The sequence below is a fragment of the Comamonas sp. HJ-2 genome, assembly GCF_053615495.1.
Window position 1 is genome coordinate 1 of sequence record NZ_JBSIFD010000022.1, and the last position, 11,973, is coordinate 11,973.

The following is an 11,973-nucleotide window of genomic DNA, read 5'->3' on the forward strand; positions in this document are numbered from 1 at the left end:
AACAGGACAGTGAAACGACTTTGCGCCGATGATAGTGCGGGTTCCCGTGTGAAAGTAGGTCATCGTCAGGCTCTTACAGTGAAAACCCCGTAGTCGAAAGATTACGGGGTTTTTTATTGGGTGCTTCGAAACGAGGAGCGCCTGTCGTACGCAGTCAAAGCATTGCAGCTGCAAAAATACCGGAAACCCATAAAAAGAGAGCGCTAGGCGCTCTCTTTTTATTTCTCAATGCCGGCCTGGCGCACTTCAATAAGGCGCCGCCTGACCATGCACAAACACGCGCAGCTCGCCGTTCTGGAAGGGGGTCCACTGCTCGTTCTGTGTCAGAGGGGCGGTGACGATGATGGCCACCTTGTCCTGGGGGGTGGTTTCGCGGGAGAAATCCACGCTGAGGTCTTCGTCGGACAGCTGCGCCTGGGTGAAGGGATGGCGGCGCTCGACATAGCAGAGGTGGGTCGTGGCATGGGCCCAGAGCGCTTCGCCGTTGGAGAGCAGGAAGTTGAACGTGCCGTGCGGTGCGATCTTGGCGGCCAGCTCGCGCAGGGTGTGGGTCAGCTCTTCGATGCTGGGCACGCCGGCATGGGACTTCCACAGCTCCTGCATGATCCAGCAGAAGGCCTGCTCGCTGTCCGTGTTGCCAATGGGCTGGAAGTGGGCGTGCAGCTTGGGGGCGAAGTTCTTGAGATCGCCGTTGTGCGCGAAGACCCAGTTGCGTCCCCAGAGCTCGCGCACAAAGGGATGGCAGTTCTGCAGGCTGACCACGCCCTGAGTGGCCTTGCGGATATGGGCGATGACGTTGGTGCTCTTGATCGGGTATTCGCGGATGAGCTTGGCGATCTGGGAGTCGATGGCGCGTTCGTGATCGACGAAGTGGCGCAGGCCCTTGTCTTCGAAGAAGGCGATGCCCCAGCCGTCGGTGTGGTCGCCGGTGTTGCCTGCGCGCTGCGTGAAGCCTGAGAAGCTAAAGCGCACATCGGTAGGCGTGTTGCAGTTCATTCCAAGCAGCTGGCACATGGCTTCGTCATATCTTTCAAGCAAAAAAGCTTTATAGCCCAAGAATCTATGGATGATCTCGTCAATGATGGTGCTGTATGGCAGAGATCGTCAACCGCTGCCCAGCCGGCATGAAAAAAGCAGCCTAAGCTGCTTTGCGCAAGAGGGCGGCGATGGCCTATTCGCGGTCCAGCCAGAGCTTGCCGCCGGTGGCCCAGTCGTGACGCTTGATGTCGGTGATGATGATGTCCACCGATTCGGGCGAGCCGCCCAGCACTTCAACGCTGACGCGGGTGATTTCTTCGACCAGCTTGCGCTTTTGTTCGACGGTTCGGCCTTCCATCATTTCGACATGGTAGGTGGGCATGTGCAGGTTTCCTTGCTGGCTTGGGGTTGGGAAAAGAGGTCCATCATAAGGCCGGGCTGGGCAAGAGCCGTCCCAGGACGGCCTCGGCCGCGTGCGGGTCGGTCAGCTTTGCTCCGACCAGAGCTTGCCGCCGGTGGCCCAGTTGTGGCGCGGCACGTCGGTGATGATGATGTCCACGGACTCGGGGGCACTGCCCAGCACCTCGGTGGTCACGCGGGTGATTTCTTCGGCCAGCTTGCGCTTTTGTTCAACGCTGCGGCCTTCAAACAGTTCAATGCGATAGGTGGGCATCAAGGTCTCCTTGCTGATGTTGAATGCCCGAGCTGCAAGGCGGTGAGCGCAGGATCAGGCAGGGGTGGAATCGTCGGCGACCGGCCGCGCACAGGCGGGGCAGATGCAGGCCTTGCCACGTGCGTCTGCGGGCAGTCGCTGCAGCGCGTCCGGGGAAACCGGGATCTGCATGCACCAGCAGCTGTTCGGCGGCAGGCCGGCGCTGATGGCGCACTGGTTGGGCTGGCCGCACAGAGGGCAGCGGCTGGCGTCTATGAGGGGATCGGTGGGCATGGCAGCAGTGTAGAAGCCATACCGCACCACTAGGGCCGTGGCCAAGAAAAATGCACTCGATGTGCTGACATGGAGTGCATTTTGATAGCGGATTGCGCAATTGAATCAATGGATTCGAGTAAAAATGTCTTTCAAATCCATTGGTATCAAGCGGGAGCCACTCCTTGTTCAGGAGCGGCCTTGCCCGGCCATCAGGCGCCGGCCTTGACCTTCAGGCGCCAGGCGTGCAGCAGGGGTTCGGTGTAGCCGGAAGGCTGTTCCTTGCCCTTGAACACCAGGTCCAGAGCCGCCTGATAGGCTGCGCCATCGGGATTGGCCACCAGGCTCTTGTAGGCTGCGTCGCCGGCGTTCTGCTCGTCAACGATCTTGGCCATGCGGGCATAGCTGTCGCGCACCATGGCTTCGGTGACGATGCCGTGCTGCAGCCAGTTGGCGATGTGCTGGCTGGAGATGCGCAGCGTGGCGCGGTCTTCCATCAGGCCCACGTTGTGGATGTCGGGCACCTTGGAGCAGCCCACGCCCTGGTCGATCCAGCGCACCACATAGCCCAGGATGCCTTGCACGTTGTTGTCCACTTCCTGCTGCTTTTCCGCATCGCTCCAGTTGGGGTTGGTGGACACGGGCACTTGCAGGATGGCGTTCAGCAGCTCGTCGCACTCGGCGTCGGCGTTGGGGCTTTCCAGACCCTTTTGCACTTCGGCCACATTGATCTGGTGATAGTGCAGGGCGTGCAGCGTGGCGCCGGTGGGCGAGGGCACCCAGGCGGTGTTGGCACCGGCCTTGGGCTGGGCAATCTTCTGCTCCAGCATGGCCTTCATCAGATCGGGCATGGCCCACATGCCCTTGCCGATCTGGGCGCGGCCGCGCAGGCCCATGTTCAGGCCGACCAGCACATTGTTCTTTTCATAGGCGGGCAGCCAGGCGCAGGTCTTCATGTCGGCCTTGCGGACCATGGGGCCGGCATACATGGCGGTGTGCATTTCATCGCCGGTGCGGTCCAGGAAGCCGGTGTTGATGAAGGCAACGCGTGCCGGGGCGGCTGCAATGGCGGCCTTCAGATTGGTCGAGGTGCGGCGCTCTTCGTCCATGATGCCCAGCTTGACGGTGTTCTCGGGCAGGCCCAGAACCTTTTCCACGCGGCCGAACAGTTCGTTCGCGAAAGCGGCTTCGGCAGGGCCGTGCATCTTGGGCTTGACGATGTAGACGCTGCCGGTGCGGCTGTTCCTGATGCCGTTGGCACCGTTGCCCTTGAGGTCATGGATGGCGATGGCGGTGGTCACCAGCGCGTCCATGATGCCTTCGGGGATTTCCTTCTGCTCGGGGCCCCACAGCACGGCGGGGTTGGTCATCAGATGGCCCACGTTGCGCACGAACATCAGCGAGCGGCCGTGCAGCTTCACGGGCTTGCCGTCGGCGCCGGTGTACTCGCGGTCGGGGTTCAGGCCACGGGTCACGGTCTTGCCGCCCTTTTCAAAGGATTCGGTCAGCGTGCCCTTGAGAATGCCCAGCCAGTTGGCGTAGCCGTTGACCTTGTCTTCGGCATCCACGGCGGCTACGGAGTCTTCCAGATCCAGAATGGTGGACAGGGCGGCCTCGACCACCACATCGGCCACGCCGGCAGCATCGGTGCTGCCGATGGGGGTGGACTTGTTGATGATGATGTCGATGTGGATGCCGTTGTTCTTGAGCAGCACCGACTTGGGAGCCGCAGCATCGCCCTGGTAGCCGATGAACTTGGCTTCGTCCTTCAGGCCGGTCTTGCTGCCGTCCTTCAGGGACACGACCAGCTTGCCGCCTTCGACGGCGTAGCCGGTGGAGTCCTTGTGCGAGCCGGAAGCCAGGGGCACGGCCTGATCGAGGAAGTTGCGTGCGAATGCGATGACCTTGGCGCCGCGCACAGGGTTGTAGCCCTTGCCCTTCTCGGCGCCGCCTTCTTCGCTGATGGCGTCCGTGCCATACAGCGCGTCGTACAGCGAGCCCCAGCGGGCGTTGGCGGCGTTCAGCGCGTAGCGGGCGTTCAGAATGGGCACCACCAGCTGGGGGCCGGCCTGAATGGCCAGTTCGGCGTCGACGTTTTCGGTCGTGGCCTTGGCGTCCTTGGGAGACTCCACCAGATAGCCGATGCTGGTCAGAAACTGGCGGTAGGCCGCCATGTCGGCGATGGGGCCGGGGTTGGCCTTGTGCCAGGTATCGAGCTGCGTCTGCAGGCGATCGCGCTCGGCCAGCAGGGCTGCGTTCTTGGGCGCCAGATCGGCCACGATGGCGTCGAAGCCCTTCCAGTAGGTGTCCTGGTCCACGCCCGTGCCAGGCAGCACTTGCGTGTTCACAAAGTTGTACAGCTCGGTGGCGACTTGCAGGCCGTGGACTTGGGTGCGATCAGTCATTGGAAACCTCTGGTTGTGATGTCTCGGGATTCAGGAGTCGTTGCCCATCACGGGCAGCATGTGTGGAGACTGTATTTGAATTCTTTGAGTACATAAATAGCCTAAATAGTTCAGAACTCATGATGTTTTTATATGGAGTCCCTGGGGTTTATGCGTTTTACGTACCCAAGGCGCCAGAGTTCGTCAGTTCTGACCGGTATGCGCTGCGGCTGCGGCAGTGACGGGCTCAGCAATAGATGGCAGAGACTGGAGGAGGCGGCGCGAGGTCTCTCCCGAAGCAATAGCTTCAATTGCTTGCCAGGCCTGAGCTGGCGGCAGATTGGACGGTGTTTTACGCGTCTTGTCTTTGCTTTGAAGTAAGTGCGTGCCATCAAATGACAAGGCTTTGTCTGTCATAAGTCGATATCCGCGCTCAGAAATGATTTGTTAATCTTGAAACACATTGAGCATCTTCCGATATCGGCCAGCCAATCTTTACCAAGGAGCTCCTGATGGCGAATCTGAACGAAAGCCTGCAAGATCTGATGACCCTGGATGGCGCCATGTGCGCGGCAGTGGTGGATTACAACAGCGGCATGCTGCTGGGCAGCATAGGTTCCGGCGTGGACCTGGAGCTGGCTGCCGCCGGCAATACCGAAGTGGTGCGCGCCAAGATGAAGACCATGAAGTCCCTGGGTCTGAACGACAGCATCGAAGACATTCTGATCACCCTGGGCAAGCAGTATCACATCCTGCGCCCTGCCGAGAAGATCAACGGCATCTTCATCTACTACGTGCTGGACAACGGCCGTGCCAACCTGGCACTGGCCAGGCGCAAGGTTTCGGATGTGGAGTCCAAGTTCGTCATGTGATTCAGCCGGACTGAAGACACGCAACGGGCCTGGAGGCCCGTTCTTGTTTTTCGCGCCGGATTGATCAGGCCGCGATCAAGGGGGCGCGGAACTGGTAGCCCACTTTCTGCTGGGACTGCAGCGGCACGGCCACGGGCGTCGCCCTTTCGATGCGGCGGCGCAGGCGGTAGATGGTGGCGTGCAGGTTGTTGTCGGACTCGGCTGCGCTGGTATGGGCCAGCAGGCTGCGGATATGGTCGCGGCTGACGGTTTCGCCCTGGGCCTGCAAAAAGCACTCCATCAGCATCAGGTCGGTGGCGCCCAGCTCCACGCTCTGGCCATCGGGGGCGGTCAGCAGACTGCGGCGGCTGTCCAGCTTCCAGGCCGTGGCCGTCCGGGCCGTGGTCATGATGCGCCGGTGCACGGCGCGCACGGCCAGTTCCACCTGCTCGAAGGTCACGGGCTTGGTCAGATACATATCTGCACCGGCGTTGATGACCTCGGCAAATACTTCGGGCCCCAGGCGCCCCGAGACAATCAGCACGCCGGCCTGGCTGCGCTTGCGGATGATGCGCAGCAGCTCGGTGCCAGCCACCCCGGGCAGCATCAGGTCCAGTACATAGAAATCAAAGCGATAGGGTGCGTCGTCGGTCAGCAGGTCGCTGCTGTCGCTGTATGCCGTGACCTCCACGCCCTGGCCGCGCAGATGCTGGGCCAGAAATTCGCAGTACTCGGTGTCGTCGTCGACCAGGGCAAGAGTGGCAGGCAGCATGGGCGGCGGACCTCATTCGGCAAGACCTTGGGGAATGACCAGGCGCATGATCGTGCCATGCGGGCTGTGCGGCAGAGCTTGTACTGTACCTTGGTGCAACTGCAAGACCGAATGCACGATGAACAGGCCCAGGCCGGCCCCGGGGCGGCTGTGGTTGCCGCGCGAGCCTTTTTCGAACAGACGCGGGAGCAGCTCCTCGGAAATGCCGGGGCCCTGGTCCACGACTTCCAGAATCAGCGCCAGCGGCTCGTCGGACTCGGAGATGCGCAGCTGCACCCGGGTATCTGCGGGCGCATAGGCCAGGGCGTTGTTGAGCAGATTGCGAAGCGTCAGCCGCATCAGCGCCGGATGCAGCTGTACGGTGCGTGCCGTGGTCAGCCATTGCACATCGATGCGCGGGCGCAGGTCGGCCGCAATATCGTGCAGCACCAGCTTGATCAAGGTCGGCAGATCGGTTTCGCTGGAGGCTCCGGCCTTGCCGCCAGCGGCCAAAATCGTGCCGGCGGTCAGGGTGTTGTCCAGTGTGCCTATCACCTGCTGCAGCACATGCTCGGCGCGCAGCAAGGCCCTGGCGGCGGGCGCGGCATCGGCCAGATGCAGATCTTCGATGGCCTTGAGCGTGGCCTGCATGGCAGCGGAGGCATTGTTCAGCGGCTGGCGGATTTCATGGGAGAGCAGCTGCAGCATTTCGTTGTGTTCGCTCAGCATGGCCGTGCGCCAGTCCAGCAGGGTACGCAACCTGTCGAGCTCGCCCGCGTCCTGGCGGCTGCTGCGCAGTTGCTCGTGCAAGGCCTGCAACTGCTCGCGCTGGCGTGCAATGACTTCACCACACGCATATTCACGTCCTATGTCGCTGAGCTGCATCAGCACCTCGTGCCGCCCCTGGGCATCGGCTGAGCCGGGCGTGAGCTGTATGCGGCGGTGGTGCTGAGAACCGGAATCACCGGGCCGTATGTCGTCATATTCCTGGTGCAAGCCCTGGGCGGCGGCGGTAAAGCGCGGGCCGTGGACTTGCCAGATCTGGGCTGGCAGCAGACCCTGCAGCGGCTGGCCGATGGGACTTGCGTCCTCTGGCATATCCAGCCATTGGCACCAGGCGGGAGTGGCCATGAGCAGCAGCCCTTCGGCATTCCAGAGCGCACAGCCCTGGCCGGAGCGGCCCAGCAGATCGGCCAGATGGGCGGCAGAAACGGGTGAAAAGCTCATGACGGCGGGCGGCAGCGGATTTGTAAATGTGTTTTGCAAATCATAGGTTTAACGCCTGGCTCTGCCCAAGAGCTCATGGCGCCGGCGAATAAGCGATATTCCTGCCTCAGGGAAAACGGTAAATTTTGATATAAACATATATAAACATCAAAGATTCACTGGCAACTTGTGACTTCTAAGTAAGATATATCGCAATGAAGTCGCATGCGGGACAGGCATGCAGCGCTGATTGATGACTTTTATAGTGATGGCAGTCAGCGCTCTTGTTTAAAGAACTTTCGATAAAAACATTTGAGAAATCAAGACTGCTTGTGCGGTATGTGCTCTTGTATTAATAGTGCACGCTACCGCAGCAGGAGACAACACGGACCAGACAGGAGCAGCGGTCATGGACAAACTCAAGGCATTTGAGTCTTTTGTATCGGTAGCGACCAGGGGCAGCTTGACGGCTGCCGCCAAGGCCGAAGGTGTGGCGCCCGCCATCATGGGGCGCCGTCTGGATGCTTTGGAAGAGCATCTGGGCGTCAAGCTCATGGTGCGCACCACGCGCCGCATCTCGCTGACCCACGAAGGCAGCGCCTTCCTGGAAGATTGCCAGCGCCTGCTCTCCGATGTGTGCAATGCCGAGGCCAGTGTGTCGGCCGGCGGTGTCAAGGCCACGGGCCATCTGCGCATCACGGCGCCTGCCGGTTTCGGGCGCCGCCATGTGGCGCCGCTGGTGCCGCGTTTTCGCGACCTGCACCCCGATGTCACCATCTCGCTGAACCTCAGCGACCGCGTGGTCGATCTGGCGGGCGAGGGCTTCGATTGCGCGGTGCGCGTGGGGGATCTGCCGGACTCGGCCCTGGTCAGCGTGCGCATTGCCGACAACCGCCGCCTGTGCGTGGCCACGCCCGGCTATCTGGAGCGCCGTGGCACGCCCAAGCACCCCAGCGAACTGACCCAGCATGACTGTCTGACGCTGTCGTCCGACGCCTCGCAGACGCGGGGCTGGGCCTTCCGTATCCCGCATCCCGAAAGCGGCACCAGCGAGGTCGTGCACTTCAAGCCGGGTGGCCCGCTGGACTGCTCCGATGGTCAGGTGCTGCACGACTGGTGCCTGGGGGGCTGGGGCATTGCCTGGCGCAGCACCTGGGAGGTGGAGGCCGAGATCGCCGCCGGTCGCCTCGTGCCTGTGCTGGAAGAGTTTGCCGCGCCGCCCAACGGCATCTTCGTGGTCTTCCCCCAGCGCAAGCACATGCCACTGCGCGTGCGCATGTGGATCGACTACCTCAAGCACCACTACAACCAGCCGGACTTCTTTCGTCTTGGCGTGGATATCTGAGCGGGCCTGAAACGGTAGACAATGGACCGGTCGCCGTGGCCTGATACAGGCCGCTGAACCCGTCCTTTTTTCTACTGTGAAGCCATGACCTTTGAAGCTGTTCTTGCCAGCGCACATCTGCTGGCGATCCTGACCCTGGTGGTGTTTCTGACCAGCCAGGCCGCCCTGTGCCGTATGGAATGGATGAATGCCGCCGTGGTGCAGCGCCTGGCCAGGCTGGACATGATTTACGGCATTGCCGCCATCGTCCTGCTGCTGACCGGTATTGCGCGCCTGCTCTGGTGCGTCAAGGGCATGGGGGCCTATACGGCCTCGCCGCTGTTCCATCTCAAGATGACGCTGTTCGTCATCGCCTTTTTGCTTTCGCTCAAGCCCACGCTGACCTTCCGCCGCTGGAAGAAGACGCTGGATGCAAGCGGTCAGCTGCCGCCGCCCGAGGAAATCAAGCAGACCCGCAAATGGGTGATGTGGCAGGGCCATGTGGTGCCGGTGATCGCCGTGGTTGCCATCTTCTGGGCGCGCGGCATGTAATCTGCCCCCAGACCCTACAAAAGACAAAGGCCGCTGCAAAGCGGCCTTTTTCATGTCTGCGGTAGGTGGTCCAGAGGCGCAATATGTGCTTGGGCGTGTAGGTATTGATGCCAGATCCTGGTGGTTGATGTCGCGCTCGCAGGTGTTGCGGTTGAAGGTGTAGCCGGCAAACAGGCTCCACCTGCGGCTGAACTCGCCGCTGAACGTGGGCATGGCCTGCATTCGGGGTTCAAGCGAGAATGACTTCCATTTGCGCAATGACCGGGTGTGGCCGCCGAAACATGCGGATACCGCCCTGCAGCCTGTGAACCGGCCCTGGAACAAGGGTGTGGCGCCAGCGATTCGGCAGGACTTGAATCCGGCACGTAAAATCCCGCGATGCTCTCCGTCAAACAGGAATTGCTCGCAGCCCTGGCTGCTGAGCTCGAAACACTCTCGCCCGGCGCCGGCGCACGCGCTGCGTTTGAAAACCCCAAAGTGGCAGCCCATGGCGATTTCGCCTGCACGGCGGCCATGCAGCTGGCCAAGCCTCTGAAGGCCAACCCGCGCGCCCTGGGCGAGCAGCTCAAGACCGCGCTGGAGGCTACAACCGCCTTCCAGCAGTGGGTGGATGCGATCGAGATCGCGGGTCCGGGCTTTCTCAACATCCGCCTCAAGCCTGCTGCCAAGCAGGAGGTGGTGCGCGAAGTGCTGGCGCAAGCCCAGAAGTTCGGCTACCAGGCCGATCGCGGTGAAAACATCCTCGTCGAGTTCGTCTCCGCCAACCCCACCGGCCCTCTGCATGTGGGCCATGGCCGCCAGGCTGCGATCGGCGACGCCATCAGCAACCTCTATTCCACCCAGGGCTGGAAGGTTCACCGCGAGTTCTATTACAACGACGCGGGCGTGCAGATCGACACCCTGACCAAGAGCACCCAGCTGCGCGCCAAGGGCTTCAAGCCTGGTGACGAATGCTGGCCCACCGACAGCGAAAACCCGCTGGCCAAGAATTTCTACAACGGCGACTACATTGCCGACATCGCCAAGGCTTTCCTGGCCAAGGAAACCATCAAGGCCGATGACCGCGAGTTCACCGCCAACGGCGATGTCGAGGATTACGACAACATCCGCCAGTTCGCCGTGGCCTATCTGCGCAACGAGCAGGACAAGGACCTGCAGGCCTTCAACCTCAAGTTCGACGAGTACTACCTCGAGTCCAGCCTCTATGAAAACGGTCATGTCGAGGCGACGGTCAACCGCCTGATCGCCAACGGCAAGACTTATGAGCAGGACGGCGCGCTGTGGCTCAGGTCCACCGACTACGGCGACGACAAAGACCGCGTGATGCGCAAGACTGACGGCGGCTACACCTACTTTGTGCCCGATGTGGCCTATCACATCCAGAAGTTCAAGCGCGGCTTCACCAAGGTGGTGAACATTCAGGGTACGGACCACCACGGCACCATTGCCCGCGTGCGCGCCGGCCTGCAGGCTGCCGATGTGGGCATCCCCGAGGGCTACCCCGACTACGTGCTGCACACCATGGTGCGCGTGGTGCGCAACGGCGAAGAGGTCAAGATCAGCAAGCGCGCCGGCTCCTACGTCACGCTGCGCGATCTGATCGAGTGGACCAGCAAGGATGCCGTGCGCTTCTTCCTGCTCTCGCGCAAGCCCGACACCGAGTACACCTTCGACGTGGATCTGGCCGTGGCCCAGAACAACGACAACCCCGTGTACTACGTGCAGTATGCCCATGCGCGCATCCAGTCCGTGCTGCGTGCCTGGCAGGAGGCCGGTGGTGCAGGCCTGGCGGCACTCAAGGATGTGGACCTGTCCGCTCTGGAAGGCCCGCAGGCCCAGGCGCTGATGCTGCTGCTGGCCAAGTACCCCGAGATGCTGACTGCTGCTGCCGAAGGCAACGCACCGCACGACGTGACCTTCTATCTGCGCGATCTGGCCTCCAGCTATCACAGCTACTACGACGCAGAGCGCATTCTGGTGGACGACGAAAAGGTCAAGCTCGCACGTCTGGCCCTGGTCGCTGCCACGGCCCAGGTGTTGCACAATGGTCTGGCGGTGCTGGGTGTGAGCGCACCCGAGCGCATGTAATCCCAGTTTCCTGTCCATCGATCACCTTGCCGGCCTTGCCTGTCAGGGGTCGATGGATCTGAGAATGGAATAACTGAAGCAGAAAGCGTTAAGCGACTGATATGAAGAACCAGCAACGCGGTGGAACCATTCTGGGGCTTATCTTTGGCATGGTCATCGGTCTGGCTGCGGCCCTGGCCGTGGCCATCTATGTGACCAAGGTGCCGGTGCCCTTCCTCAACAAGGGTGGAAACAACACTCAGCGCGATGCGGCCGAGGCCGAGCGCAACAAGAACTGGGACCCCAACGCACCGCTGCAGAGCCGCCAGCCTGCACCGCCCCCGGTGACACCACCAGTTCCTCCGAGCGACGTGACGGTGTCGCCGCCCACGCCTGCGGTACAACCTACTGCAACCGGCGGAGTCACCACGCCGCCGCCCTCTACGCCGGAGAAGCCTGCCAAGCCTGCATCGGGTGATCCGCTGGGTGATCTGGTCAAGGAGCGCTCCGCCGCCGCCGACAAGGCAGACAAGGCGCGTGCAGACAAGGAAAAGGCGGCCGCGCAAACGGCATCTTCTTCGGACTCTGCGTTCAACTACTTTGTGCAGGCCGGTGCTTTCCGCGGCCAGAGCGAAGCGGAAGCGCAGCGTGCCAAGCTGGCCATGCTGGGCTGGGAGTCGCGCATCAGCGAGCGTGAGCAGAACGGCATCACCGTTTTCCGCGTGCGCGTGGGGCCGTTCAGCAAGCGTGACGACGCCGAGCAGCTCAAGGGCAAGCTCGACGGTGCGGGCGTGGACTCGACTCTGGTGCGCGCGGCCAGATAACAAGACCCCTGAGGCGCTGCGCGCCGGGGACTGCAGCGTAGCTGCGGGGCGGCCCTTGCTTGAGGCCTCTGGCTTGTGCCATTGGTAGTTTTGACAAAGCTGAACTTTTTT

Annotated in this window: 13 protein-coding genes; 5 read left to right on the forward strand and 8 right to left on the reverse strand. The window is 61.8% G+C overall.

Going from position 1 to position 11,973, the window contains the following annotated elements; translation table 11 throughout:
• Window positions 1-246: 246 nt before the first annotated feature.
• The 6 genes from ACWGXF_RS17705 to ACWGXF_RS17730 form a co-directional block, all read right to left on the reverse strand.
• Window positions 247-1,014: a class II glutamine amidotransferase gene (locus tag ACWGXF_RS17705; protein WP_003068169.1), complete on the reverse strand. Its 768-nt coding sequence runs from the start codon at window positions 1,012-1,014 to the stop codon at window positions 247-249.
• A gap of 157 nt (window positions 1,015-1,171) precedes the next feature.
• Window positions 1,172-1,360, reverse strand: a complete 189-nt coding sequence (locus ACWGXF_RS17710; protein WP_003060524.1) for a 4-oxalocrotonate tautomerase — start codon at window positions 1,358-1,360, stop codon at window positions 1,172-1,174.
• 102 nt (window positions 1,361-1,462) lie between these two features.
• Window positions 1,463-1,651 carry a 4-oxalocrotonate tautomerase gene (locus ACWGXF_RS17715; RefSeq protein WP_003060526.1) on the reverse strand — a complete coding sequence of 63 codons (189 nt, stop codon included), beginning with the start codon at window positions 1,649-1,651 and terminating at the stop codon, window positions 1,463-1,465.
• Between the two features lie 54 nt (window positions 1,652-1,705).
• Window positions 1,706-1,924: a cysteine-rich CWC family protein gene (locus ACWGXF_RS17720; RefSeq protein ID WP_039050272.1), complete on the reverse strand. Its 219-nt coding sequence runs from the start codon at window positions 1,922-1,924 to the stop codon at window positions 1,706-1,708.
• 191 nt (window positions 1,925-2,115) lie between these two features.
• Window positions 2,116-4,308, reverse strand: coding sequence for a malate synthase G (locus tag ACWGXF_RS17725; protein WP_039050227.1), 2,193 nt, complete (start codon window positions 4,306-4,308; stop codon window positions 2,116-2,118).
• Window positions 4,309-4,491: 183 nt separating this feature from the next.
• A complete protein-coding gene (locus ACWGXF_RS17730) occupies window positions 4,492-4,704 on the reverse strand; it encodes a hypothetical protein (RefSeq protein ID WP_452102220.1) in 213 nt (70 codons plus the stop codon).
• A gap of 95 nt (window positions 4,705-4,799) precedes the next feature.
• Between ACWGXF_RS17730 and ACWGXF_RS17735 the strand changes: the two genes are divergently transcribed.
• Window positions 4,800-5,159, forward strand: a complete 360-nt coding sequence (locus ACWGXF_RS17735) for a hypothetical protein (protein WP_003068180.1) — start codon at window positions 4,800-4,802, stop codon at window positions 5,157-5,159.
• Window positions 5,160-5,223: 64 nt separating this feature from the next.
• Here ACWGXF_RS17735 and ACWGXF_RS17740 read toward each other — a convergent pair whose 3' ends face one another.
• Together ACWGXF_RS17740 and ACWGXF_RS17745 are read right to left on the reverse strand one after the other, a co-directional pair.
• Entirely contained in the window at window positions 5,224-5,910 is a 687-nt protein-coding gene (locus ACWGXF_RS17740) for a response regulator transcription factor (RefSeq protein ID WP_039050226.1), read from the reverse strand.
• 12 nt (window positions 5,911-5,922) lie between these two features.
• The gene (locus ACWGXF_RS17745; protein WP_202787835.1) at window positions 5,923-7,116 is read right to left on the reverse strand and encodes a sensor histidine kinase; all 1,194 of its coding nucleotides are present in this window, start codon (window positions 7,114-7,116) and stop codon (window positions 5,923-5,925) included.
• A 388-nt stretch (window positions 7,117-7,504) separates the two neighbouring features.
• Between ACWGXF_RS17745 and ACWGXF_RS17750 the strand changes: the two genes are divergently transcribed.
• The 4 genes from ACWGXF_RS17750 (at window position 7,505) to ACWGXF_RS17765 (ending at window position 11,862) form a co-directional block, all read left to right on the forward strand.
• A complete protein-coding gene (locus tag ACWGXF_RS17750; protein WP_034355246.1) occupies window positions 7,505-8,440 on the forward strand; it encodes a LysR family transcriptional regulator in 936 nt (311 codons plus the stop codon).
• A gap of 84 nt (window positions 8,441-8,524) precedes the next feature.
• Complete coding sequence (locus tag ACWGXF_RS17755) at window positions 8,525-8,971, forward strand: DUF2214 family protein (protein ID WP_452102221.1); 447 nt, start codon at window positions 8,525-8,527, stop codon at window positions 8,969-8,971.
• Between the two features lie 378 nt (window positions 8,972-9,349).
• Window positions 9,350-11,059, forward strand: coding sequence for an arginine--tRNA ligase (argS, locus tag ACWGXF_RS17760; protein WP_452102222.1), 1,710 nt, complete (start codon window positions 9,350-9,352; stop codon window positions 11,057-11,059).
• A gap of 101 nt (window positions 11,060-11,160) precedes the next feature.
• A complete protein-coding gene (locus ACWGXF_RS17765) occupies window positions 11,161-11,862 on the forward strand; it encodes an SPOR domain-containing protein (RefSeq protein WP_039050223.1) in 702 nt (233 codons plus the stop codon).
• Window positions 11,863-11,973: the final 111 nt, after the last annotated feature.

Coding starts and splice junctions, on each gene's coding strand:
- ACWGXF_RS17705 (WP_003068169.1), bottom strand. CDS start 1,014: ATGTGCCAGCTGCTTGGAATGAACTGCAACACGCCTACCGATGTGCGC.
- ACWGXF_RS17710 (WP_003060524.1), bottom strand. CDS start 1,360: ATGCCCACCTACCATGTCGAAATGATGGAAGGCCGAACCGTCGAACAA.
- ACWGXF_RS17715 (WP_003060526.1), bottom strand. CDS start 1,651: ATGCCCACCTATCGCATTGAACTGTTTGAAGGCCGCAGCGTTGAACAA.
- ACWGXF_RS17720 (WP_039050272.1), bottom strand. CDS start 1,924: ATGCCCACCGATCCCCTCATAGACGCCAGCCGCTGCCCTCTGTGCGGC.
- ACWGXF_RS17725 (WP_039050227.1), bottom strand. CDS start 4,308: ATGACTGATCGCACCCAAGTCCACGGCCTGCAAGTCGCCACCGAGCTG.
- ACWGXF_RS17730 (WP_452102220.1), bottom strand. CDS start 4,704: ATGACAGACAAAGCCTTGTCATTTGATGGCACGCACTTACTTCAAAGC.
- ACWGXF_RS17735 (WP_003068180.1), top strand. CDS start 4,800: ATGGCGAATCTGAACGAAAGCCTGCAAGATCTGATGACCCTGGATGGC.
- ACWGXF_RS17740 (WP_039050226.1), bottom strand. CDS start 5,910: ATGCTGCCTGCCACTCTTGCCCTGGTCGACGACGACACCGAGTACTGC.
- ACWGXF_RS17745 (WP_202787835.1), bottom strand. CDS start 7,116: ATGAGCTTTTCACCCGTTTCTGCCGCCCATCTGGCCGATCTGCTGGGC.
- ACWGXF_RS17750 (WP_034355246.1), top strand. CDS start 7,505: ATGGACAAACTCAAGGCATTTGAGTCTTTTGTATCGGTAGCGACCAGG.
- ACWGXF_RS17755 (WP_452102221.1), top strand. CDS start 8,525: ATGACCTTTGAAGCTGTTCTTGCCAGCGCACATCTGCTGGCGATCCTG.
- argS (WP_452102222.1), top strand. CDS start 9,350: ATGCTCTCCGTCAAACAGGAATTGCTCGCAGCCCTGGCTGCTGAGCTC.
- ACWGXF_RS17765 (WP_039050223.1), top strand. CDS start 11,161: ATGAAGAACCAGCAACGCGGTGGAACCATTCTGGGGCTTATCTTTGGC.